This window comes from Pseudomonas sp. LF-5 (assembly GCF_037626295.1).
Lineage (GTDB): Bacteria > Pseudomonadota > Gammaproteobacteria > Pseudomonadales > Pseudomonadaceae > Aquipseudomonas > Aquipseudomonas monsensis.
In genome coordinates, this window is sequence record NZ_JARKMT010000012.1 from 91,518 (window position 1) to 116,494 (window position 24,977).

The 24,977-nt window shown below is 58.5% G+C and carries 19 protein-coding genes and 1 pseudogene; 7 read left to right on the top strand and 13 right to left on the bottom strand.

Translation table 11 applies throughout. The features are described 5' to 3' along the window. Positions 1-53 precede the first annotated feature (53 nt). A complete protein-coding gene (locus PseuLF5_RS24895; protein WP_340134914.1) occupies positions 54-1,355 on the top strand; it encodes a serine/threonine transporter in 1,302 nt (433 codons plus the stop codon). Between the two features lie 294 nt (positions 1,356-1,649). After that, positions 1,650-1,967, top strand: coding sequence for a DUF3509 domain-containing protein (locus PseuLF5_RS24900; RefSeq protein ID WP_123464779.1), 318 nt, complete (start codon positions 1,650-1,652; stop codon positions 1,965-1,967). On the opposite strand, the gene PseuLF5_RS24905 is transcribed toward PseuLF5_RS24900, so the two are convergent. Continuing rightward, on the bottom strand, positions 1,964-2,464 hold the full coding sequence (locus PseuLF5_RS24905) for a phosphate-starvation-inducible protein PsiE (protein WP_003221775.1): 501 nt from the start codon (positions 2,462-2,464) through the stop codon (positions 1,964-1,966). The two genes, PseuLF5_RS24900 and PseuLF5_RS24905, sit on opposite strands and share 4 nt — an antisense overlap. A gap of 339 nt (positions 2,465-2,803) precedes the next feature. On the opposite strand from PseuLF5_RS24905, the pseudogene PseuLF5_RS24910 reads away from it, so the two are divergent. After that, positions 2,804-3,058, top strand: a pseudogene (locus PseuLF5_RS24910) (YebG family protein); the annotation flags it as partial. 179 nt (positions 3,059-3,237) lie between these two features. Here the strand turns inward: PseuLF5_RS24910 and PseuLF5_RS24915 are convergent. Continuing rightward, positions 3,238-4,257: a Glu/Leu/Phe/Val dehydrogenase family protein gene (locus tag PseuLF5_RS24915; protein WP_123464767.1), complete on the bottom strand. Its 1,020-nt coding sequence runs from the start codon at positions 4,255-4,257 to the stop codon at positions 3,238-3,240. A 185-nt stretch (positions 4,258-4,442) separates the two neighbouring features. On the opposite strand from PseuLF5_RS24915, the gene PseuLF5_RS24920 reads away from it, so the two are divergent. Then, positions 4,443-5,246: a SirB1 family protein gene (locus PseuLF5_RS24920; RefSeq protein ID WP_123464765.1), complete on the top strand. Its 804-nt coding sequence runs from the start codon at positions 4,443-4,445 to the stop codon at positions 5,244-5,246. Positions 5,247-5,300: 54 nt separating this feature from the next. Here PseuLF5_RS24920 and PseuLF5_RS24925 read toward each other — a convergent pair whose 3' ends face one another. The 4 genes from PseuLF5_RS24925 to hmgA all read right to left on the bottom strand — a co-directional run bounded on the left by PseuLF5_RS24925 (position 5,301) and on the right by hmgA (position 10,003). Further along, on the bottom strand, positions 5,301-6,671 hold the full coding sequence (locus PseuLF5_RS24925) for an MFS transporter (protein WP_123464763.1): 1,371 nt from the start codon (positions 6,669-6,671) through the stop codon (positions 5,301-5,303). A 71-nt stretch (positions 6,672-6,742) separates the two neighbouring features. Further along, positions 6,743-7,378 (bottom strand): maleylacetoacetate isomerase, encoded by a 636-nt coding sequence (gene maiA, locus PseuLF5_RS24930; protein WP_340134915.1) that lies wholly within the window; start codon positions 7,376-7,378, stop codon positions 6,743-6,745. Positions 7,379-7,390: 12 nt separating this feature from the next. After that, positions 7,391-8,695 carry a fumarylacetoacetase gene (gene fahA / locus PseuLF5_RS24935; RefSeq protein WP_340134916.1) on the bottom strand — a complete coding sequence of 435 codons (1,305 nt, stop codon included), beginning with the start codon at positions 8,693-8,695 and terminating at the stop codon, positions 7,391-7,393. A 3-nt stretch (positions 8,696-8,698) separates the two neighbouring features. After that, entirely contained in the window at positions 8,699-10,003 is a 1,305-nt protein-coding gene (gene hmgA, locus PseuLF5_RS24940) for a homogentisate 1,2-dioxygenase (RefSeq protein WP_123464757.1), read from the bottom strand. A 164-nt stretch (positions 10,004-10,167) separates the two neighbouring features. On the opposite strand from hmgA, the gene PseuLF5_RS24945 reads away from it, so the two are divergent. Then, a complete protein-coding gene (locus PseuLF5_RS24945) occupies positions 10,168-10,956 on the top strand; it encodes an IclR family transcriptional regulator (protein ID WP_123464755.1) in 789 nt (262 codons plus the stop codon). Between the two features lie 53 nt (positions 10,957-11,009). Here PseuLF5_RS24945 and PseuLF5_RS24950 read toward each other — a convergent pair whose 3' ends face one another. The 4 genes from PseuLF5_RS24950 to PseuLF5_RS24965 form a co-directional block, all read right to left on the bottom strand. Then, positions 11,010-14,522: a dermonecrotic toxin domain-containing protein gene (locus PseuLF5_RS24950; protein ID WP_340134917.1), complete on the bottom strand. Its 3,513-nt coding sequence runs from the start codon at positions 14,520-14,522 to the stop codon at positions 11,010-11,012. Positions 14,523-14,693: 171 nt separating this feature from the next. Beyond that, complete coding sequence (locus tag PseuLF5_RS24955; protein ID WP_340134918.1) at positions 14,694-17,246, bottom strand: LuxR C-terminal-related transcriptional regulator; 2,553 nt, start codon at positions 17,244-17,246, stop codon at positions 14,694-14,696. A gap of 180 nt (positions 17,247-17,426) precedes the next feature. Continuing rightward, positions 17,427-18,794, bottom strand: coding sequence for a DUF1329 domain-containing protein (locus PseuLF5_RS24960; protein ID WP_123464749.1), 1,368 nt, complete (start codon positions 18,792-18,794; stop codon positions 17,427-17,429). A gap of 23 nt (positions 18,795-18,817) precedes the next feature. Further along, entirely contained in the window at positions 18,818-20,611 is a 1,794-nt protein-coding gene (locus PseuLF5_RS24965) for a DUF1302 domain-containing protein (protein ID WP_123464747.1), read from the bottom strand. Between the two features lie 858 nt (positions 20,612-21,469). Between PseuLF5_RS24965 and PseuLF5_RS24970 the strand changes: the two genes are divergently transcribed. Next, on the top strand, positions 21,470-21,763 hold the full coding sequence (locus tag PseuLF5_RS24970; protein WP_340134919.1) for a hypothetical protein: 294 nt from the start codon (positions 21,470-21,472) through the stop codon (positions 21,761-21,763). Next, complete coding sequence (locus PseuLF5_RS24975) at positions 21,760-22,017, top strand: immunity protein (RefSeq protein WP_222833638.1); 258 nt, start codon at positions 21,760-21,762, stop codon at positions 22,015-22,017. Before PseuLF5_RS24970 ends, PseuLF5_RS24975 begins: the two co-directional genes overlap by 4 nt. A 44-nt stretch (positions 22,018-22,061) precedes the next feature. Here PseuLF5_RS24975 and PseuLF5_RS24980 read toward each other — a convergent pair whose 3' ends face one another. From PseuLF5_RS24980 to PseuLF5_RS24990, 3 genes are all read right to left on the bottom strand, one after another. Continuing rightward, entirely contained in the window at positions 22,062-22,973 is a 912-nt protein-coding gene (locus PseuLF5_RS24980; RefSeq protein WP_123464741.1) for an SDR family oxidoreductase, read from the bottom strand. A gap of 287 nt (positions 22,974-23,260) precedes the next feature. After that, complete coding sequence (locus tag PseuLF5_RS24985) at positions 23,261-24,163, bottom strand: alpha/beta fold hydrolase (protein ID WP_340134920.1); 903 nt, start codon at positions 24,161-24,163, stop codon at positions 23,261-23,263. Continuing rightward, positions 24,163-24,945 (bottom strand): class II aldolase/adducin family protein, encoded by a 783-nt coding sequence (locus PseuLF5_RS24990; RefSeq protein WP_340134921.1) that lies wholly within the window; start codon positions 24,943-24,945, stop codon positions 24,163-24,165. Before PseuLF5_RS24990 ends, PseuLF5_RS24985 begins: the two co-directional genes overlap by 1 nt. Between the last annotated feature and the right edge of the window lie 32 nt (positions 24,946-24,977).

Consider the following 24,977-nt stretch of genomic DNA (forward strand, 5'->3'; position numbering starts at 1 on the left):
ACAACGGTCTGCCAAACGTGAGCCCGAGCAAAAATAATAACGAGGCAAAAACGATGACCGATGTACGCACACCTGCTGCCGAAAATCCCGCTGTAGATCGCACACACAACACCGAAACGGCCCACAAGGGCTGGAGCAAATCCGACACCACCTGGATGCTCGGCCTGTACGGCACCGCGATTGGTGCCGGCACCTTGTTCCTGCCGATCAACGCCGGTGTCGGTGGTTTCTGGCCGCTGCTGATTCTGGCCGTGCTGGCCTTCCCGATGACGTTTTTCGCCCACCGTGGTTTGACCCGTTTCGTGTTGTCCGGACGCTCCGGGGACATCACCGAAGTGGTTGAAGAACACTTCGGTATCGGTGCCGGCAAGCTGATCACGCTGCTGTATTTCTTCGCGATCTTCCCGATACTGCTGGTGTACAGCGTCGCGCTGACCAACACCCTGAGCAGTTTTCTCGAACACCAGTTGCACATCGCTCCACCACCCCGGGCCATTCTGTCGCTGGTGCTGATCCTCGGCCTGATGGCGATCGTGCGTTGCGGACAGAACGTGATCGTCAAAGCCATGAGCGTGCTGGTCTATCCGTTCGTTGCCGCCCTGTTGCTGCTCGGCCTGAGCCTGATCCCCAACTGGAACGGCGCGTTCTTCGCCAGCGCTCAAGAGGCGATGCCGCTGTCGGTGTTCCTCAAGACCTTGTGGCTGGCGATCCCGGTGATGGTGTTCTCGTTCAACCATTCGCCGATCATCTCGGCATTCGCGGTCGACCAGAAACAGCGCTACGGCGCACAGGCCGAGCGCAAGAGCAGCGGCATCCTCGCCATGGCCCACGGCATGATGGTGGTGACGGTAATGTTCTTCTGCTTCAGTTGCGTGCTGGCGCTGTCGCCGACAGATCTGGCAGCGGCGAAGGCGCAGAACATTTCGATCCTGTCGTACCTGGCCAACCACTTCCAGACTCCGGTCATCGCTTACGCCGCGCCGCTGATTGCGCTGGTGGCGATCACCAAATCCTTCCTCGGCCACTACATCGGCGCCAGCGAAGGCTTTCAAGGCATGATCGTCAAAAGCCTGCGCAGCCGTGGCAAGGTGATGTCGGCGAGCTGGCTGAGCCGGGCGACCGCGCTGTTCATGATCCTCAGCTGCTGGGCCGTCGCCACGTTCAACCCGAGCATTCTGGGGATGATCGAAACCCTCGGCGGCCCGGTGATTGCCTGCCTGCTGTTCCTGATGCCGATGTACGCCATCCGCCGTGTGCCAGCCTTGCGCCAGTATTCGGGACAGGTTTCGAACGTGTTTGTGGTGCTGATCGGCCTGATTGCACTGTCGGCGATCATCTACTCGGTTATGCCCTGAAACGGGCCATAAATGACAAAGGCGAGCCAGGTGCTCGCCTTTTTTATCCCGTATCCATTGTCCAACAATTTTCCCGGCACAGCCCTTGCTACATCCCTGTGGGAGCTGCCGCGGGCTGCGATCTTTTGATCTTCATGACCGACATCAAGACACCGCAGATCAAAAGATCGCAGCCTGCGGCAGCTCCTGCACAAAGCAACACACAGGCCACGGAATGGCCGATGGTCCGGTATGGCGAACCAACCCGATCACGGCCGGTCAACAACTGCACGTTCAATCAGGCGGTGACGCATCATGGACAATCCTTTTCAGATCATTACCGATGCCTTCGCGCCGGACTATCAGATCAACCTGAGCATTCAGGGCCTGGACGGCAGCATCATGCTGACCCTGTCGAACAGCGGCCGCATCGTGGCCAAACGCATGATCAGCAGCGAACAACGCAATGATCCACAACGCTTGCGACGGCTGGTGCAAAGTATTCAATTCGGCATCGCCATCGAACAGGGCCACAGCGCCATGGCGATCCTCGAAGCGATGACCAGCGGCGACGGGCTGCCGCCGCCACCGCAGCAAATCGACAGCCAGTCTCGACCGTCGGCAGGCCTTTAGAGTTCGCCTTTCTCGATCTCCGGGTGTTCACCGGAACCGGCGCCCAGCTTGCGCTGCGGTTTCTCGATCTTCACCGAAGGAAATTGTGACGAGGCGTAACGCACCACCAGAATCGAGAACGCCAGCAGCAGAATGCCGCCGCACAGGTAGATGATGCCCATGTCCGGCGGATTGTGGTGCGAGACGTTGGAGATCAGCAAACGGGTCAGCGCAGTGATCGCCACGTAGATCAGGAAGCGCACAGGCATGTGGTTGGTCTTGAAATAAATCCCGACCATCGCCCCCAGTTCGAGATAGATGAACAGCAAAAGAATGTCATCAATCTTGATGTGGCCTTCCTCGAGCATCCCGAGAAACTCCATCACTGCCGCCCACGCCGTCACCGCACCGATGGCGAACAGCGCCAGGTAGTGGAAGGTTTCGACGAACAGGTTGCCCAGGGACTCGGCCAGTTGATGCACGTTTTGCCGCAGTTTCTCGGCCCAGTTGATTTTCACGATGATGTTCCTTAGCCCGACTCGGGCGGATGATGCGTGTTGGACGTGACGGTTTTTCTGCACGCGCTCTGTTTCATGCAGAAACGAGGCCACGCCATCATGGCGAGCCCCCGCAAAAGCCGCGCCGTGGCGTTTGGTCGCACATGCCAGCCTGCACCGAAGCCTGTGGGAGCGAGCTTGCTCGCGAATGGCCACCACGCGGTAATCCCCTGACAAACCCCGAATCCGGTCTACATTAAAAAGCCACTACCCAAAGCGCAGGGATTCGCTTATCCTTTCGCTGTATATAAATACAGTAGTCGCTAAGACAACTAAATGTGAAGGCATGTGAGGTGGTGAATGGCCGTCGAAGTGGTATACCGCAGCAGCCGAGATCTGGAGCGCTTGTTCATGGATAAAGCCGAAGCTGACCGTCATGACAAAATGCTCGAACTGGCTGAGATGCTGTCCGAAGTGTTGCAGAAAGCCGTGCCGTCGCTGAACGAGCAACAGGTTGAAGAAGTCGGGATCTACATGGCGAAGAACCGCGATGTGTTCGCCAAAGCCTTCAAGAGCCAGCCTGATGCGTTGTCGGAACTCATCAATGCATCGGCTGAGCCAGTGGCTGAAGTGGCTGATACGGCAGAGTCTGCTGAAGCACCGGCCAAACCCGCAAAAGCGGCGAAAGCTGCCAAGTAATCATCGCCTGATCAAAAGATCGCAGCCTTCGGCAGCGCCTGCAGGGAATACGTATTCCAATGCAGGCGCTGCCGAAGGCTGCGATCTTTTGCGTTTCAGCGATACAGAACCTTCTCCGCCAACTCATCGGCCACCCGCGCCGGCGAGCGCTTCTCGGCCTGGGCATGGGCGAACACTTCGGTCAGTCGCGAGGAAATCTTCGACAGGTGCGCGGTGATCGTCCCCAGCTCTTCGCCGCGATGCTTGAGCGAGACGTAGATCAGGCCACCGGCGTTGATCACATAATCCGGCGCATACAGAATCCCGCGCCGCTCCAGCTGATCGGCGACATCCAGGTGCGTCAGTTGATTGTTCGCGGAGCCCGCGACCGCCGAGCAACGCAATTGCGTCACCGTGTGACTGTTGAGCACCCCGCCGAGACCGCACGGCGCAAGGATGTCGCACGGCGTGCTGAGCAATGCATCGTTGGCAATCGGATGCGCATTGAGTTGCTCCATCGCCAGTTGCACCTTGCCATGGTCGATGTCGCTGACCAGCAATTCTGCTCCGGCCGCGTGCAGTTGTTCGGCCAGTGCATAACCGACATTACCCAGGCCCTGAATGGCGATGCGCAGACCTTCGAGGTTGTCGCTGCCCAAGCGCGCCATCGCCGTTGCCCGAATCCCGGTAAACACGCCCATCGCCGCATGCGGCGCCGGGTCACCGGCCGACGTGGTGCTGGTGACATGCTGAGTCTGCTGGGCGATGCAATCCATGTCGGCGACCGAAGTGCCGCTGTCGATCGCCGTAATGTAGCGGCCATCAAGCTGTTCGATGCAACGCCCAAAGGCTTCGAACAGTGCGCCACGGTTTTCCACATGGGCCGGGCGCACGATGACCGCCACCCCGCCGCCCTGCGCCAGCCCCGCCAGCGCAGCCTTGTAGCTCATGCCCTGAGCCAGGCGAATGGCATCTTCGACCGCGGATTCATCATTGGGATAGGCAAGATAACGGCATCCACCCAAGGCTGGCCCGAGGCGACTGTTATGGATGGCAATGACCGCCTTCAACCCGGTAACCGGGTCAACGCTAAGGTGCAGCGATTCCAGGCGAGTGCTTTGCATGAGCGCAAACATCGTTGGGCTCCCGAATCACTTCTTGTAGAACGCCAGTATAGGCTCGCGCCCAAAAATTGCTGAAGCGCACCGGAATAAGCACCCGCGCAGACCGCGGCTTTGCGGCATAACCCGAGACTGGCATGGCCCGGCACTGGACGAATGCCACGGACGGGGCTAAAACGAGGCATGCCCCGGAGATTTCGATGAGTCCGCGCCAACGCTTTTTCGACTGCCTGCACCGTTCACCGCCCGCGCTGTTCGAAGCCGCGCTGTGGATCGCGGCCGAACACGAAAAAGAGCTCGACCCCGAGGCGCTGCTGCAGGATTTCAAGGAGCTGCAACAACGGGTCAGCTACGGGCTACCGATGCTGCCGGTCAATGAACTGGCCCAGCCCCTGTTGCGGCGAATGATTGAACTGGGGTTTGCCCAGGACGATTTCCTGCCGTTGCGCCCCCAGGCGGCGCTGCTGCACAAAGTGCTGCACACCCGACGCGGGCAGCCGCTGACACTGGCGCTGATTGCGCTGGAACTGGCACGCGGGCTGGAGATTCCCTTGGTCGGCGTCAACTTTCCCGGGCATTTCCTGCTGCGCGTGCCCGGCGCCGATCATTTGCTCGATCCCTGCGGTGGTCGACGTCTGTATCCGAATGACTGTCGCGAGCTGCTACAGCGTCAGTATGGGCCGAACATGCAACTCAACGGCGAGCATTTGCTGACGGCGACACCGGTGCAAATGCTCCAGCGCCTGTCGCGCAACCTGCGTCAGTTACACCTGGCCCACGATGACTTCATCGCCGCGCTGGTCGATGCCGAACGCGTACTCGAACTGGGGAATGCGGCAGCCGCCGATTATCTGGCCCGGGCCAGTCTGTATCAGCGACTCGACTGCCCGAATGCCGAGCGTTTCGATCTGGAGCACGCGCTGCTGCTGAGCGACGACCCGATCCAGCGCCTGCGTCTGACGGAGCGGCTCGGACACCTGCCGCCAAATTCCGTGGTGCACTGAACGCCTTTGCGGAGCGCGCGCCTGCTCGCAAAGCAGGCACTTCCGTTTGTCCTGTCAGATCGCGTTATCGTTCTTTGCGAGCAGGCTCGCTCCCACAGGGGGCAGTGCGGCTTCTGCGGGTGATCGCACCTGAATGATCAACAACGCCGCCAGCACCGCCGGTATCGCACAAAAGAAGAAAATCTGCGCCACCGGAATGTGCATCGCCAACAACAGACTGCCGAACAGCGGCCCGAGAATCGAACCGAAACGCCCCACGCCCAACGCCCAGCCGGTGCCCGTGGCGCGCACCTGTGCCGGGTAGAAATTACTGGCGAAGGCGTTCAGCGTCAGTTGCCCGCCAATGATGCAGAACCCGGCGGCAAACACGCAGGCCACCAGATAGCGCGGATTGTCGTGATTCAAGCCCAGCAGAATGGTGCACAGCGCCGCGCCGGCCAGCACGCCGGACAACAACCGCACCTTGCGTTTCAGGCGGTCGGCGAACCAGGCCATGCAGATGGCGCCCAGCGTACCGGCGAAGAGGAACATCGACGTCACCAGGTTGGCCTCGTTGAGTTTCAGGCCACTTTCGAGCAGCAGCGACGGCAACCAGCTGATCATGAAATACAGCAGAATCAGGCTGACGAAAAACGTCGCCCAGATCAGTAAGGTCGGCCGTGCATAACCGTTGCGGAACAACTCGACCATGGTCAGTTTGCTGCCCTGCTCGCGCTCGTTCTGCGCGGCAGATGCAGGCGGTGGCTGCCAGTCCGGCAGCATCCGTGCGGTGACGTTGCGCAAGCGCGTATAGGGCGGCGCGTCGCGCAACAGCCGTGGCAGGGATTCCGGCAGCATCCACCAGAGAAACGGAAACAGCAGCAATGGCGTGACGCCACCGGCGAGGAACACCGCTTGCCAGCCAAACTGGTCAATGAAACCCGCCGCGACGAAACCACCCGCCGCACCACCGAACGAGAACCCGCACGCGGCCAGCGTCACCATCAACGTACGCAGGCGTGGTGGCGAGTATTCCGACATCAGCGCCATCGCACTCGGCATCGCCCCGCCCATGCCGACACCGCAAATGAAGCGCGCGATCATCAGCGTATTGAGGGAATCGGCGAACACCATCAGCACTGTCAGGCTGGCGTAGATCAGCACGCAGGCGAGCAGAATCCGCCGCACACCGAAACGGTCCGCCAGGGGGGTAACGGCAAGCGAACCGATAGTCAGGCCCAGCAGGTTGGCGCTGAAAACAGGCCCGAACGCGGCTTTCTCCAGGCCCCAGTCCTGAGCCAGTGCGGGCACGACGTAACCGAGCACCTGGGCGTCGTAGCCGTCGGTGACCAGCAACAAGGCGAGCAAGATCAAGAGCAACCACTGATAACGGGACACCGGACGGGCGTCGAGCGCCGCCCGGAAGCTGGCAATCTGGTTGTGCATCGCAAGGTACCTGTGTTGTTTTTATGATTTTCAGGCGTCGCCGAATCCCCACATTGGCATGGCGTGAAGCTTTACGGGGTATCTGGCTGGTTGGCCGGATGCGCCTTGATGAACGCCGGATGTTCAGCAGCCAGTGCGGCAACACGGCGGATTTTTGGATAGTCGTCCAGGCTGACGTTGAACCGCTCGGCCGCATACAACTGCGGAATCAGGTACACATCCGCCACGCACGGCCACTCGCCGAAACAGAAACCGCTGTCGCCAATCAACTGTTCCACTGTCGCCAGCCCCTGGCTGATCCAGTGACGGATCCACTCCACCACTTGTGGTTCGTCGTACCCCGATTGGCGCAGACGGTTGAGCACGCTGACATTGTGCAGTGGATGCACATCGCAACCGATCACCGCCGCAACGCCACGCACATGCGCGCGAGCGGCGAGGTCGGCTGGCAACAGCAGCGGTTGTGGATAACGTTCTTCCAGGTACTCGATGATCGCCGGCGACTGGATCAGCAACTCACCCTCGTCGGTACGCAAGGCCGGCACCCGGCCCTGTGGGTTGATCGCCAGATACGCCGTTTGCCGATGCTCGCCACCCGGCGGCGCGATCAGGTTGACCGGCAATGCCTGATGGTCGAGGCCCTTCAGTGCCAGCGCGATGCGCACCCGGTACGACGAGGTCGAACGGTAATAGGTATAGAGATCCATCAATCGCTCCTGTCAGCGCGCCGCCAGCACGGTGCCGCGGCATTCGCCGAAACCGATGGAGGCGAAACCGTCACGGGCGCAACGGGCGCGCAGGATGATTTCGTCGCCGTCCTCAAGGAATTTGCGCACTTCGCCGGAGGCCAGTTCGATCGGCTTTTTGCCGCCCTCGGTGATTTCCAGCAAGCTGCCGAACTGACCGTTTTCAGGACCGGACAAGGTGCCCGAACCGAACAGGTCACCGGCCTGCAACTGGCAACCGTTGACGCTGTGGTGCGCGACCATTTGCGCCACGGTCCAGTACATGTAGCGGGTGTTGCTCAGGGTCAGGCGATGGGCCGGCAGATTCTGTTCGCGCATTTTCCCGGTGAGCAGCAGCACTTCCAGTTCGATGTCGAACGCACCGCCTGCCTGATCGCGGTTGTCGAGCAAGTACGGCAGAGGTTGCGGGTCACCTTCCGGACGCGCCGGTTGTGGCGTGCGGAACGGCGCCAGCGCTTCGGCGGTGACGACCCACGGCGAGACGCTGGTGATAAAACTCTTCGACAGGAACGGACCCAGCGGCTGGTATTCCCAGGCCTGGATGTCACGGGCGGACCAATCGTTCAGCAGGCAGAACCCGGCGATGTGCTCGGCCGCGTCGCCAATGGCGATCGGCTCGCCCATCTCGTTGCCCTGGCCGATCCAGATGCCCAGTTCCAGCTCGTAGTCCAGACGCGCACACGGGCCAAAGATCGGCGCGCTGGCGCCGGCGGGCAAGGTCTGGCCTTTCGGACGACGCACGTCGGTACCGGACGCCCGCACAGTGGAGGCGCGACCGTGGTAACCGATCGGCACGTGCTTGTAGTTCGGCAGCAGCGGATTGTCGGGACGGAACAGTTTGCCGACGTTCTGTGCATGCTCGATTCCCACATAGAAGTCGGTGTAATCGCTGATACGGGCCGGCAGATGCAGCTGGCAATCGGCGGCCAGTGGCAGCAGTTTTGCGCCCTGGGCTTCGATGGCACCGCGATGGTTGCTGCCCTCGCTGAATAATTCCAGCAAGCGTTCGCGCAAGGCCACGCGAGCTTCGCGACCGAGTTCGAAGAAAGCATTCAACAGCCCGCCATGCATGGCTTCGACGGCACTGCGTGCGACGCCGTCGAACAGACCGGCCTCCAGCGCCACTTGCAGGTCGAAGATGTGCTCGCCGATCGCCACGCCCGCGCGCGGTGCCGAACCGTTGAGGCTGAACACCCCCAACGGCAGGTTCTGCAACGGGAAATCAGCGTGGCCATTGGCCGAAGCGACCCAACTGCGATTAATCGAATTCTGAGTCATGGGTTATCTCCGGGTCGGGTCGAACGTGGCGGGCAGCGTGGCCCAGCAGGCGTCGTAATTGGATTGCAGTTGCGGGCAGTCGAGGGCGAAGCGGCTTGGGCGCAGCACCTGACTGGTCTCGAACATGAAGGCCATGGTGTTGTCGATCTTCGCAGGAGCAAGCTCGGCGTTGATCGCTTTGGTGCAGGTCTCACCGTCAGGGCCGTGGGCGCTCATGCAGCTGTGCAGCGACGCACCGCCGGGCACGAAACCTTCGGCCTTGGCGTCGTACTCGCCCTGGATCAGGCCCATGAATTCGTTCATCAGGTTGCGGTGGAACCACGGCGGGCGGAAGGTGTTCTCAGCCACCATCCAGCGTGGCGGGAAAATCACAAAGTCGAGGTTGGCCAGACCGTGGACGCTGGTCGGCGAAGTCAGCACGGTGAAGATCGACGGATCCGGGTGATCGAAACTGACCGTGCCGATGGTGTTGAAACGGCGCAAGTCGTATTTGTACGGCACGTTGTTGCCGTGCCAGGCGACCACATTCAGCGGCGAGTGATTAAGCTCGGTGGCCCACAGCTGACCGAGGAATTTCTGCACCAGTGTCGTCGGTTGCTGCAGGTTTTCGTAAGCGGCGACCGGGGTCAGAAAATCGCGTGGATTGGCCAGGCCGTTGCTGCCGATCGGCCCCAGATCCGGCAGGCGCAGCGGCGCGCCGTGGTTCTCGGCGATGTAACCGCGGGCTTGCGCGTCGAGCAGCTCGACGCGGAATTTCAGGCCGCGTGGCAACACGGCGATTTCCAGCGGCGCGACTTCCAGCATGCCCAGCTCGGTAGCGATGCGCAGACGGCCGAGTTGCGGCACCAGCAGCCATTCACCATCGGCATTGAAGAACACGCGTTCCATCGAACGGTTGGCGGCGTAGCTGTAGATGCTGATGCCGGCGGGTTTATCCGCACCGGCATTGGCCGCCATGCTCACCAGACCGTCAATGAAATCGGTGGGCTCGGCCGGGATCTCCAGCGGGTTCCAGCGCAGCCGGTTGGGCGTCACTTCACCCAGCGGGCCGCCGGCCAGTTGCCGTTCCAGTTTGACGAAAGCCGGGTGATTGGCCGAAGGCTGAATCCGGTACATCCAGGTCCGCCGCGCTTCACTGCGGGTCATGGTGAATGCGGTGCCGGAAAACAATTCGGTGTAGAGACCGTAGGGGGCTTTTTGCGGAGAGTTCTGGCCGACAGGCAGCGCGCCGGGCAACGCTTCAGTACTGAATTCGTTGCCGAAACCGGACTGGTAAACCAGCGTCGACGCGGTTGAATCGAGGTTCATGGAGCCTCCTGAACAGGGAGTCGGCAGTGGCCCATCGCTCTGGCTCAGAGGTTTCGGCACGCCGGGGTTGTTATTATCGTAATTCGATTACGCATAACGTAATTTGCTCGCTATCCAGCGTCAAGCTATAAAGACGCCCATTCGTATCGGAACCCGACCGCACCATGGAAAAAACCAGCGACAGCAACGGCAAACAGAAAGTCCGCTCCGCCGAAGTCGGCACCGACATCCTCAAGGCCCTCGCCGAGTTGTCGCCGTCCACGTCGCTGTCGCGCCTGGCCGAACATGTGCAGATGCCGGCCAGCAAGGTGCATCGCTATCTGCAAGCCTTGATCGCATCGGGATTTGCCGAGCAGAACACCGCCACCAACCATTACGGCCTGGGTCGTGAAGCACTGCGTGTGGGCCTGGCCGCCCTCAACAGTATGGACGTGCTGAAAGTCGCCGCCCTGCCGCTGGCCGAGTTGCGCGACGAGTTGAACGAAACCTGCTTCCTCGCGGTGTGGGGCAATCAGGGTGCGACCGTGGTGCATATCGAACCGGCGGTGCGCGCGGTGACGGTGGTGACACAATTGGGCTCGGTCTTGCCCTTGCTCAGTTCATCGACCGGACTGGTCTTCAGCGCGTATCTGCCACACCGGGAAACCGATGAGCTGCGTGAGCAGGAAACCACCGTTGCCGATCACCCGCTGGCGGATGAAAAGGCCTATGCGACGTTGTGTGAACAGATCCGCGAACGCGGTCTGCATCATGTGCATGGTTTATTGATGCCGGGTGTGGATGCCTTGTCTGCCCCGGTGTTCAACGCCGTCGGGCAGATCGCCGCCGTATTGACCATCGTCGGCCCGACCTCGCTGTTCCACGCCGACGAAAACGGCCCGGCGGCGCAGCGCTTATTGGCTGCGACGCGGGCCGTGAGTTGGCGGATGGGCTATGAGTCCGAACATGTCTGAACCGTGCCAACAGCACGAATGACCGACAGCGGTGATTCGTGCTGTTTATCGCTTCAGTTGAGCAAGCGGGTCGTGCTATTCACCACCATGGGCGGCGCAGCCACAGCCGTGACATAGCTGATACTGACCTCAACGCCGGTCACTGCGCTCACCACGTCGGCAAAGTCTCTGACATTCGACAGTAAGGCAAGCGGATTCACGGGAGAACCAATGGCGCCGACCTTACCCACATACAGCATGATCGCGCCTCTCCAGGCCGATGCAAAATAAGCATTGGCCGCATCGTCGAGACCTTGGCTGGAGGCCACAATGCCTTGTACAACCGATGTCGTGATACGCAACACCGACGCTGCAAGACCAAGGGGCGGAATAAACATTGAAGCCACGTCCAGTGCGAATTCAGCAAGAATCCTCGCATCTTTCCAGAATGCTTCTGATGGGCTGGTCGTCTGGAAGTCCGTATCGGCAATAAGATGGCTGATCTTTGCCCGGTACTGTTGTCGGAAACTAAGTATCGGATAGCTATTTGTCAGATCAGGCGTCGATGTGACCAAGGGCTTCGCGTCCCAATAGTTATCAATCAGACTTTTGACAATCTGCTGGTGCTCCAGACGCACCAGACCCATGACAACCTTCCTGAAGGCAGAACCAGTCAATCGAGCAGCCAGCTGTTCAAGCGGGAAGAAGTCTTTGCCATCCGGAGTATTGGGCACGTAGACCATAAACTCGTCTCGGTTGTTGACTCTGCGCCCAAACACATAGGCGCCAGTCAGGGCCCGACCTTGGAGCGTGAACTCATAAACACCGATTCCCGGCTTGCCTCCCACAGCGATGACGTTTTCGCGAGGCAAATCATGATCAAAACCATCAATCAACCGCTGCAGCCAGTTGAACTGCTCTTGCGACAGCTCGCCCTTGATTTTCTGAATCAACGCGGCCCTGAGCATTTCATTCTGTTTTGTCTTTCGAAACAGCTTCACCTTCAAGTCGACATCAGATGGCTCAAGGAAGTTTTCTCTCAGATACTGAAGGTATTTTTCACCTGGCGTCAGACCGATCAGATCGTTGATGACTTTGGCATTCAACTGCTCGACAGGTTGGCCAGTAAACGTCCAGAAGCGTGCGGTTCTCAACTGTTCTGCGAGCGCTGTCAGATAGTTACCTGCGGGAGAAACCCAGGAAAAGAACTTCTGGAAGACACTTACATCACTGCGCCACAGCTGCCACTGAACGAACAGTTCAGTAAGGCTGATTTTCGAATCCGCATGAAATTTCACCCAGACTTCATCTGGATTAATTTCAGCAACAGTCCCCGAACGACCTAAGTATCGGTTGAGCTCCTGGCTGACCAACTTCCTCGAAAACTCTTTGAAAGGCACGATTTCGAGCTTTTCTTTAGCATGGTGGTAAACAGCCTTGAAATCATAGTTCAAACGATTAAGCAGGCGCTGATCCGCGACTTTGGCTTTTACATACCATTGCGGTGTAGCAACTTCAGCCTGATCGGCATCCCAACTGATCTGATTCTGAACCGCGCCCTTCAACGGACCATCTTCGGAAAAGCTTTTCACCTCGATAGCCGACCACCACCATTCTTGAAGCATCTCATGAAGGCTATCGTGCAGGTAGTACCGCTCTATATTCGCGCTATCGCTTGCGTATGCCTGATCTTTCAAATAGGCCCAGCTTTCCTTGTTTACTACCCAGCGTGCAATCTGATGCTGTAAAGATTTCAGATCAGGAAACTGATACCACTCCTTCCCTGTGGTAAGTCCAGGCATATGAAGGACATGAAGGTTTCGTTCGGCATCGACACCTTTCCTGCGATACACCAGCAAACTCTTAAAGGGTTTAATCCAGCCCCGGAGTGACACGCCCATGGTTTCGATAGAGTCGTCACCAAAGTTATAACGCATTGCCAGATCCTGAGCGATCGAAGTCACATGTTTTTGCAATACAGCGGCAAACAATGTGAGTGCGGTCTTTCGCCCGAAAACTTCCCGCATGGATTCGACAACATCGGATTGCGAGTAAAGCAGGCGGCGCGCCGTGTTATAGGCCACACGGATGTTCAGCGTCTGAATCGCACGCATCAGATTCGTGGGTGTCATTTTTGGATTGTCAGTGAATACTCGCGGGATAATTTTATAACTCCCCGCATCATCATTGGCGCCGTGCATGAAAACCTGCGTCAGCGTTTTACGCTCAGTGAGCTCAATCTTCTGCCCGTTCACCAACGGTACGGTATGAATGATGTCTACGGGTACATTGTCCGGATTAACGCGCTCATCATCACCCGGGGATAAAAAATCCTCCACGGCCACACGAGAATAGTCCTTGAGCGACGTTATGCCATGGGTGGTCTGATGATGTTTTACTTCGGCTTCGAGAAGTCGCTGTTGCAGTGCAACGTACACTTCCTGATTGGTATCCGAAGTAGTTTTCAACCAGTCTGGCCATGCATTCCGCTCCACAACCTTCAGAAGACCGGCCTGCCTTTTTTTGGCGTGATGAGTAATTTCCGGCAAGGACTGCGTCGACTCCACGGTCGCCATGCACCCATCCAGATCCGAACTGCCCCTGTTGAGTCGATCCAGGTGGTATTCGACGTCTCTGTAGGCCTTGTGCAACGTCTGCTCTGCGTAACGTTCGAACAGATTCCCATGGACTTTCAAAAAGCGAACATCGTAACCATAGGCAAACCCTTCTCGCTCATCGAGCGGCAGCGCCTGCAGAAACTCCTCCCGCGTGTCCGTCCACTTCAATCGCGAGACCAGGGCTTGCTGAAGTATCAGCGAGGAGGCGAACTTCTCGATCCCTCGATCTCGCGAATAGAGAACAACGGCACCCTCGCTTGCTGGAATCAGTTGTTCGTGAACCGGATTAGTCAGTGGCACCACAAACATCGAGTTTTGCTCAACATAACTGCCATTCCGGCCTTCGATATGGACGCTGTAACCCATGCCTGTCAAACCCGCTTGAACAGTACTACTGATGCGCGCCCTTTCCTCCTGAGTAATTTCACCGTGCGCCGTCCATGAATCGAGCTCCCGCTCAAACAAGACCGATTGAAGAACAGCCAACGCAGACTTGCGCGAAAGTTTTGGATACGCGTAGCCACTTTGGGAAACCTCGTTAATTTCCCAGTATCTTTTTAACGCGGAAACGTAACGGGTCGCAATATTCCCCAACAAATCAGATAGTATATTTTCGACCGCCGTAACATCCAGGCCCTTGATGATATCCCGTGAATCGGTAGAACCAGGATAATCGTAAATCGCATAGATAGCCGGAGAGTAAACAGGTACTTCGCCGCGCTGCAAACACTCCAGAAAAACCTCAAGTAAACGTCCCATTGGCGCGTTTGCTTTTTGGCTGCCCCCCTCAAGAACATTGATATGAATTTTGCTAACCAATACTCCTGGCGCAATCTTCGCAACAGCTTCCCGCAAACAATCCTGCACGATCACTTTGAAAGCCGGTACCAGTTCCAACTCTTTCACAATATTGGACAATGCTTCGCCCTGGCGAGCAAGAGCCGTATTTTCAACTTTTTCAAAGTTCATCAATAAAAATTCCGATCAGTTTGATAATTGCAACGACTGCCTGTCGACTGCATTCGCAAATCAAACTAATACCGGCACACATACAAAAGATAGCTCGAAAACTTTTCCAAGCGTGTTTAATCCGCCACGCCAATATACATCTGAATACAAAGCCACTCTGCCGTGTTTTATTTACAACTTAAAGCCAAGCAATCTCGCCTTGGCTACTGCGTGAGTCCGGCGTTCCACCGCCAACTTTGTATATATTCTTCGCACATGAGTTTTTACAGTATGCAACGAAAGGAAAAGTTTCTCCGCGATTTGCCGATTGGAATCACCCAATGCAACAAGCTCCAACACCTGCTGCTCTCGCCGACTGAGCACGCTGGCACACTCAAAACTTTCGGAACAGGCTAAAGAAACCTCTTTTTCTTCAGGAAAAAAATTCGAAGGAAGTAAAGAGAACTGATGCCGCACGCCATCCAGGTTCGCTCGTTGCACAATCCTGCAACCAAGCTCCCGGTGTTCGATCAGCCGGAATGGCTGTTGCTGCAGCGATGCCACTTCGGCCAACGCAAAATGCAATTCCGCTTCCAGTGTCAAAGCTCCGCCGCTCTGCGCTTGTTTCAGTAGCGGCTCGAGCTGGCCCAATAGATCTTCTTCACAATGCATATAAGCCTTGGCCAGTATCAACAAGTATTGAATGCGCGGGATTAACTCCACAGTGGCGGGAGGCGCCTGCAGCGCCTCGGGTGGTTGATAGTGCCGCAATACCCGGCTCAACGCTTCTTGCGCCAACTGCGGCCGCCCCTGCTGCAACCAGAACTGGCTGCTGAGTTGCAAAAGCGCTCCGCGGTAGACCGTGTCCGGTATCTGCCGTTGCTGCATCACCCTCTCGGCCTCATGCAGACGTTCGAACGCCTGGGCATAGTCCATTCGATTGGCCGCCAGTTGTGCCTGGCCCAAATAGCCATACAACACGCGTTTGTCGTGACTGCGCAGGCAGTCCTCTATCCCCTTGCAAAAAAAATCTGCTGCCTGTTGCTCGCGCCCCATGTACAAGGCCAGCCGACCTCGACGCAATGCGATGCGGCCCAGCAATGGCGTGGGGCGCTCGGCTCTGTGAGAAAGCAATTGCTCGATGCTCAGTAACAGATTTTCGGCCCTTGCCGGCGCGCCACGCTGCTCAAGCACCTGAGCATGGTCGAGTTCGAGCAGACCTTCGAACAGCAGCGAGCCTTGAGCACGGGCCAGGCATAGGGCCTCCCGATTGATGCCATGGGCCAGTTCGAGGTCACCACACAACAACGCCTGTTGCGTCTGCCCCGACAGGCACAGCAACCTTGCCGGCCAGGCATCGACAGCCAGTTCCTCCAACGCTTGTCGAAAATATTCCCGCGCCGGAGCCATTTGTCCCTGCAAATGCATCAACCACCCTTGCAGCATCTGCCAACGCGCGATCAGTTGCTTCTCTTGTTGAGCCGAGGGTTGCGGCATGAACCGCGACAGCTGCCCGATACAATGTGCCGCCTGTTCAAAACGACCGGCGAAGAGCAAAGCGGCGGTGATCAAACCGATCAACTGGGGGGTGCTCAGGGTCAGCTCTTCGCTGTGGCATTCATGCAGGCGCAGCAACAGCACCACCGTCTGTTCTTCGAACAGGTGCTCGAAGTTGAAATGCTGCAAAAGGCTGACCGCCGTCTCGTACTCCTCGGCCAGGAGCGCTTGCTCGAAGGCCGAGCGCCAGTCCTGCTCGGCACTGAACCACTGGCAGGCCCGACGGTGCCAGGAGCGGGCCGAGGGCCATTGTTCCTCGCGCATGACCCGGGCCAGCGGCGCAAAGATCTGTAACCAGTGCGGCGAGTCATTCCACGGTTCGATAAAACAGCCAAGCGCATGCAGCGTCCGCAGGTGTTGCGCGCCCTCCCCGGCACCCAACAAGTGCTCACACAGTTCGGCATTGAAGCGCGGCAGATGCGCCAGTACCCGCCACGCCTCGGTCAACTCCGGGGTGAGGCTGCTGAAGAGTTCGTGTTGCAGATAATCGAGCAAGGTGTCGACGCGCTGTTGCGGCTGAATGCTTTGCGACCAGTCGCACTTCTGCAGCAGTGCCATGCGCACACCGGCGCACCAGCCACCGGTGCGCTGGACGATGCGCGTGGCGACATGGCCAGCCTGTTCCGGCGCCAGATGCCGCAAGGCACCGGCGATCTCGTGTTGCGTCAGCGCCAGTGTCGTGCTTTCGCACTCGTACAATTCATCGCCAAGCAGCAGTCGCGGCCAGTTGCATTGTGGACGTCGGCGCGTACCGATCCACCAGATCAGCGCCGGACTGCTGACAGCCAACAGGCGATCGAGCAAAGCGTCCAGCGCCGGATCCGGCAGTCGAGCGTAGTCATCAATAAACAGCCATGTGGGTGTCGACCAATGCGCCAGGGTCGCGATCAAACCCGACTCATCAACGTACTCCGCCAGCCCCAGCGCCTGGGTCAGACGCTGGCAGAATTCGCCGACACTCAGCGTGGCGCCCGCCATTGGCAACCAACGCACCTCGCACGCCACAGGTGCCTGGAGCATGCACTCGGTCAGCAGCGCGCTTTTGCCACTGCCAGCAGGGGCGCAAATCAGCCTGACCCGCGCCACCGAGGCCAGCAATGGCTCACTCAAGCGCGGGCGCGATTGATGATGGGAGGAGAGTCTGGGTAAAAATCCGGGGCGATCCAGACACAGCGTCATGGCGGTCATCGGGTGAGCCTTTTTATAGTTGTGGGTTCACCCTAGCCCTCTCCAGACCGCTTGTTGACGAGTATTCAGCACGCTGATTGGCGGCCATAAAAACGCGACCACCTGGTCTTATTCTGATCATTTGAACAGAACCGCTGTGGCGAGGGAGCTCGCCACAGGTTCACGGCGGTATTCGACGAATTACCGTACACCCTCAGCGCGCAGGGCCGATGGCGTGTAGTCGGCCGCCTTGGCTTCGAAGCCGAATTCGAAGCTGTGCTTCTCTTCGTTCTTCATCCCCAGTGCAATGTAACGGCCGGCAATGATGTCGTAGAGCGCCTCGAGGGTGTAGGCCTGGGCCTGGTGATCGTAGTAGTACTGAGCATGCCCCTCGGCGACGCGCCACAGTTGCCCGCGACCGTCATAGTGGTCGGCAAGAGCCACCTGCCAGCTGTCTTCGTCGATGTACATGTGGCGCTTGGCGTAGATGTGCCGCTCGCTCGGTTTGACCGTGCCGATCACTTCCCACACGCGGTGCAGTTCATAACGCGTCAGATCCTGATTGATATGCCCGGCCTTGACGATGTCGTCGTACTTGAGCTTCGGCGAATCGAGCTTGTAGCTGTTGTACGGAATGTACATTTCCTTCTTGCCGACCAGTTTCCAGTCGTAGCGATCCGGGGCACCGGAGAACATGTCGAAGTTGTCCGACGTGCGCAGGCCATCAGCCGCAGTGCCCGGGCCGTCATAGGCCACTTGCGGTGCGCGGCGCACCCGGCGCTGACCGGCGTTGTAGATCCATGCCAGACGCGGCTCCTTCACCTGATCGAGGGTCTCGTGCACCAGCAGTACGTTACCGGCCAGACGTGCCGGCGCAGTCACCGACTGCTTGAAGAAGGTCAGGACATTGGCGGCTTTTTCCGGATCGAGATCCTTCATCAGTTGCGGCACGGCGATCTCCTCTTCGAAGCGGATCGGCGTGTAGCTGCCATTGGTCTGTGGCGTCACCTGAGTGATGATCCGCCGCAGGTTGCCGCCGTGATAGCGGGTGATGTGGTTCCACAACACCTCAACGCCATTCTTCGGAATCGGGAACGCGTAGTAACGGTTGCCGGTGAAATTGGCCAGGCCGTTGCCCTCATTGATGCTGGTCACGTTGAGTGCGCTGCGCTTGGCCGACTCATAGATTTCCGGCGGCACCGCGACCGTGCGGTGGGTCGGGTAGACCGGGATCCTGTAGGTTTCCGGGTAACGTTTGAACATCGCCACCTGGCCGTCGGAGAGCTTGCTTTTGTACTGATCGACGTTCGCCGCGGTAATGGTGAACAACGGTTTTTCATTGGCAAACGGGTCAGCGAGGAAGCCTTTACTGTCTACCGCCCCGGCATTTTTCGGAATGCCGCCGGTCCAGGCCGGAATCGAGCCGTCAGCGTTGCCGGCCTTCTCGGCACCCAGCGGAGTGAGGCTGGTACCCAGCTTGTTGGCCTCATCCGGCGACACCGCCGCCATCACGTTGGCCGCCAGCAGACTGAGGGCGAGGACACCACATTGCAGAATCATTTTGCGCATTGCATTCATCCTTCTCGGGCAGATCAGAAGTTCACGCCGAAGCTCAGGGCCACGAAGTCACGGTCTTCGAGGACGTTGTAGTCACCGCCGAAAAAGTCGGTGTAACTCAGGCTTGCGGTGTAGGTGTTGCGGTAGTCGGCATCGACGCCGACGCTGATCGCTTTCGCGCCTTCGTTGAACAGGCCGTTGGGGCCGTAACCGGCAACGTCATGCGACCAGGACAGGTTGGGTTTGAGGTTGATCCCGCCGATCACGTTGGCGTAATCGAGGATGGCCCGCGCGCGATAGCCCCATGAGGTCGAGGTGACGAAACCGTCGGTGTCGCCGCCGAAACCGTACTGCCCATACACCGAGTCACGGCCATAACGCAGCTTGTTGCGCGACTCCAGGCCGCCGACCCGCACCACCGCGGCTTCACCCACCAGGGTCAGACGTTGAGCGCCCCAGACCTGATCGAAGAAGTGCGTGAGCGTGCTCTGGATTTGCGTGACTTCTTTACGGCGATAGCCCTTGTTGTCAGAACCCGGTGTGGTGGCGATCGGTGACGCGGCACCGCCGGCAATCGGGTTTAGCAGCGCCAGTGTCAGGTCGTTGGTGTTGACCTGCACCGGAGCGTTGGGCCGGTAGCTGATCTCGCCGGTCCACGCGGTGCCGGTCGGCAACGTGGTCGAAAAACTCGCACCGTACAGACGAATGTCTTCAGGGTATTCGAGGTAGTACTGGCCACGTCCGAGCATCACACTTTGCGCCAGTCCCGAACCGCTGCCGGGGGCCAGACGGTTGGCGATGCCGACCATACCCGGCAATGCCGCCAGGGTCGAAAGCCCCGCGGTGGTGGTCCCCACCGTGGGTGTGCGGCTGTGGTAATTCATGAAGTAGAGGCCGTACTCGGTGTCGTCACCGAGCCAGCGCAATGCCGTGCCCCACTGGCCGGAATCCCGCGCATCGCGGTCGCCGCCACGGGGTACCACCACGCCTTCGCGAGTTACCTGAATGCCTTGACCAAAGGCTTGGGTCAACGGCACAAACGGTGCAATCGCAGGGCTGCCGACGGTGTAGTTGTTGTTGCACCCGTCCGACGCCACATCGACACCGAAGAACGTGCCGCAGTTGTCGAGAACCGTCTGATCCCACTCCAGTTGATAGAAACCTTCCACCGAGAGTTTGTCGGTGAGGCTTTGCGAGCCGAACAGCATGTTCACCGGAATCAGGCCTTCCTTGATCTCGGCACCGGGGCGCCGAAACGCCGAAACGTCGATCGGGTTGATGCTGTTGATCGAGTTGCCGATGAAGGTACTTTCACCCCAACTGACCACTTGCTTGCCGGCGCGCACAGTGCCCGGCAAGTCCGCGATGGAATAGTTGTGATAAACGAACGCATCGAGAATCTGCGCCCCGGAGGACTTCGCGCCTTCCTTGCGGCCGCTGTCGCTGATCGGTTTGAACTCGCGGTCTTCGTCCTTGAGTTCGAAGTCGTACCAATACTTGCCACGCACGAACACACCGGTGTCGCCGTACTTCAATTCGAGGTCGTGGATGCCTTTGAAGATTTTCGAAAAGGTCTCACCCTTCTTGAAGTTCAAGCGTCCGTCATCACCGGTCGAGGATTGTCCGGTCCCACCGTTGACTGTGCCGACCAGCGACTTGTCGGCATCGCGCATGCCCCAACTCGCACCGATCGACAGCGACGAGTCGAACGTCCCCTCGATTTCCCCGATATTGAACGAAACCGCCTGCGCCTGAGCACAGCAACCCAAAGCCACCGCGGCTGCCAGCGCCTGCGGTGTGAAGATGGCGCGCATTGTTTTTGTTGTCATGCGTCTTCCCCGGTGAGTGACAGAAGGCCCCACCCTACTGCCGGGTGACCGGGTCGATAAGCGCACCAAGGAGGTATTCGTGTTGTCGCTCGAAAGGATGAATGCCCTTGCGGAACGGGCCTTTGCGCGAGCCATGGATTGGCTGGATGGAGGATCATCAGTACCGCGCATGAAGCCGGTGGGGCGAGATGACTGTTACATGCCCCGTAACAGTGCATGTCAGAGATCGGTATTTTTCCTACAGGCTCAACACCTTATTCTGAGCGCGCTTTCAGGCAATACACCGAAAAGCACGAAGCCAGCTACGCTGAGTCATGGAAGCGACTGGCAACAGATTTCAGATGAATCGAGATGTCGGTTCATCGCCCCGGTGTTCACTGACGTTGATTTGTAGCTCCTTGATCCAACGTCTTACCTTGGCCGCTGCGTTTGCAGCGGCCTTTTTTATGGCTGTTGAAAAACCATTCCCTAAGACCTGCAAACACTTTCCGAGAACAACGTCGGACCTTTCCTGCTGCGTAGGCGAATTCTCCCCGCTTTGTGATTAGTCGGCGAAAACCCTCTCAAAACAACACCCTGTTACTTACGGGCTTCTCAGATTTTGTAACAGCGACTCTGATGTAACTTGAAACACCTCAATCACTCGCTGGTGTCACGGACGTCACTATCGGCCGCGCTGACTTGCCAGCAAGTTATCACGCACATTCAAAAGGACATGAATATGCAAAGACCTCCACCCCTGATGCTTGATGAAATCCGTATTACTGCCATTGGCGAGCGGCGGTTATCACTAAAGCCAGAATTGATGCTGTGAAAATACATATCGCGAGGCTTGACCAATCAGAAGCCAACGGAATCATGATTCAACGTCTGGAAAAAATTCTCAGCGGGCACTGGATGCTCACCGATACGGATTTACGCTATTACACTCATGAGATCAGGGAGCTGGAAAGGTTTCGAGCAATGGGGCTTAGCGATGAGTTCAAACCTGAAAGCGGATCTCCTGCCTGGAACAACGCGCACACCGCAACACTGGAGGATTACAAACTAGGTAGTGAAGACCATTTGTTGTACTCACCAGACGCGGTTCAGGCAGTAAACAGCCAGATAGATCGCATATATGAACAACTGCTTAAAGGAACCTACCAATGAGCCCGATCGAGCAAATCGTAAAAAACGAACCCATCGCAGACGTTCTGACAGCCTTTGGTATCGGACTGGCGTATCCATCGCTGGATAGAATGATTGGTCGCTACAAATTCGAACTCATTGCCAATGGCGAACTGCTGAAAACCTATGCACAACTTTTCGAACAGGGTGTGTTGGCCAATGGCGACGGACCCGTTGCCGTCAAAGGACCTAACTGGCGAGCTCCCAGATTTATAACTGACAACACGTATTCTTAAGTCGCAATTCAAGCCACCAAGCCCAAACCTGGTGGCCTCCCCTCTTAAAGCGAATACTTCTGCAAATTCGCCATCATCTCTTTCAGCGCCTCAATATTGTCCTTCGGATGCGCCGCCCCCTCGAAATCGCAAATCTGCTGCCAGTGCGCCGCGACATCTTCCGGCGAGAAACCCACCCGCGGATCAAACCCGGCCCCGAGGCTGCGCTCCCAGCGCACCTTGCCCATCCAGCCGCCACCGACCTCGAACAGCCCGGAGGTTTCCTGGCATTGCTCGCTGGCCAGATACACCACCAGCGGGCTGACCAGTTCTGGCTTCAATTGCTCGAACACTTGCGGCGGGATCAGCCCCTCGGTCATGCGCGTGCCGCCGGTAGGCGCGATGGCGTTGACCAGGATGTTGTTCTTGCGACCCTCGATGGCCAGTGTGCGCGTCAGGCCGTAGAGGCCGAGCTTGGCCATGCCGTAGTTGGACTGGCCAAAGTTGCCGTAGATGCCCGAGGTCGAGGCGGTGAAGATCACCCGGCCGTAGTTTTGCTCGCGCAGGTGCGGCCATGCGGCGCGGGTGACTTTGTAAGCGCCTTCGACATGGACGCGATAGACCAGATCCCAGTCGGCATCGTCCATCTTGTGAAAGGTCTTGTCGCGCAGGATCCCGGCGTTGTTGACCACCACATCGACGCGACCGAAGGCATCGAGGGCGTTCTGCACCAGTTTGTCGCCGTCGGTGACGGAGTCGTGGTTGGCTTCGGCAATGCCGCCGGCCTCGCGGATTTCCGCCACCACGCGATCAGCGGCGGAAGCGTTGGCGCCTTCGCCCTGAGTCGAGCCGCCAAGGTCGTTGACCAGCACTTTGGCGCCTTGTCTGGCGAACAGCAGCGCGTGAGCCCGTCCGAGGCCACCACCGGCTCCGGTGACGATCACGACTTTATCTTCGAAACGCACAGACTCATTCATCGGGGCAACTCCAGCAGGCCAATGGGACATTGACCCCGAGTGTCAGGCACGGGGCTTCGGGTCACAATGAACACGGCTGAGGCTGAATGGTGCGCGATAAGGTTGGGGGATAGTGAAAAGGATGAGACACCCTGTGGCGAAGGCGCTTGCTTCCGCCGGGGCGCGGAGCAGCCTCCGATCCTGAGCTCGCAATTGAAAAGGGCCAGAAGATTACGACGGCGGCGCAGCCAAGCGGGACGGTGCGGCAAGCTCCCTCGCCACAACCGTTCGCTCAAGCGAACGGAGATTCATGAACACGCCACCTTGCGCGGCGGCGACACCAGGCGATCACGGAACGCCAGATAGTGCTTGAGCACCTGCACCGGCGCCTCGGTCTGCGGATAGTGGCCGATGCCTGGCAGCAACACCGTGTCGGCGTCCAGAATCAGCTCGCGGTAACGCTCGACCATGTGCGCACCGGAGATCGGATCGAACTCGCCATCAATCACCCGCATCGGCACTTCACCACGTTGCATCGCAGCGACCCAGCGATCACGTTGCACGCGACGTTCGGGAATGTAGCCGATCAGCTTGTGCATGATCCATGGCCCGTGATTGCTGTCGATCAGACTCCAGAAATCGTCCAGCTCACTTTCACTCGGAGCGGTCTGCGGACCGAAGATCTGGCGGAAGCTTTTCACCAGTGCGTCGCGGGTGAACGCGCGCCCGATCATCCAGCCCAGCGGGCTGAGCAGTAACTTCTGCATCAGCACCGGGCGATGGGTTTCCGGGAACAGGCCGCCGTTGAGAAATACACAACTGGCCATCTCGAACGTGCCTTCGCCATGACGGGCGAGCAGTTCCTGAGCGACGCTGTCGCCGTAATCGTGTGCCAGCACATGCACCGGTTGCTCGACCTGCAAATGCACGAGCAAGGCCTGCTGCAGATCGGCCTGCTCCAACAGGCTGTAGGTGTGATTCAGGGGTTTGGCGGAATCGCCGAAGCCGAGCATGTCACAGGCAATTACCCGATATCGCTGAGCCAATGGCTGCCACAGGTAATGCCAATCCCAACTGGCGGTCGGAAAACCGTGGATCAACAGCAGCGGTTCACCCTGCCCCGCCACCCAGTAGCGGATCGAATGCCCACGAAAGACAAACGTCTGGCTGCGTTTACGCCAGACACACAGAGGAATCTCGGCAAGAGGCATTAGAGTTTATATCCGGGGTCTTGTTTATCGAGTTTGCGTAGCAGCGCCGGCCAGGCCAGCGCGCCACCCATGCCTTGAGCGCTTTTGGTGACGCCGGCGATCATCGCTTTGGCGCCCGCCAGAATCTGCGGTTCGATGGCGATCAGTTGCGCCCCGCCGGTCTGCGCCATGACCTGAATGTCGCAGGCGCGCTGGAAGGTGAACATCATCAGAAAGGTATCGGCGATGGTGCCACCGCAGGTCAGCAGACCGTGGTTATGCAACATCAGGAAATTGCTTTCGCCGAGGTCGGCCTGCAACCGCGCCTTCTCTTCGTGATTCAGCGCGACCCCTTCATAAGCGTGATACGCCAGGCTCGAGAGAACAAACAGCGACTGCTGACTGATCGGCAATACGCCCTGCTTTTGCGCCGACACCGCAACACCGGAGGCGGTGTGCGTATGCAGCACGCAAACCACATCGTGCCGCACTTCGTGCACGGCGCTGTGGATCGTGTAGCCGGCCGGGTTGATTTCGTAGGGACTGTCCATGAGTTTGTTGCCGGCCTGGTCGACTTTCACCAGGCTTGAGGCAGTGATCTCGTGAAACATCAGGCCGAACGGATTGATCAGGAAATCTTCGGTGCCCGGGACCTTGGCGGAAATGTGGGTGAAGATCAGATCGTCCCAGCCATACAGCGCGACCAGACGATAACAAGCGGCGAGATCGACACGGGTCTGCCACTCGGCAGCACTGACCTGGTCTTTGACATTAAGGGACGATTGGACGGGGGCTACGCTCACTGTATGCACCTCTGCGTTCTTATTGTTCTGCA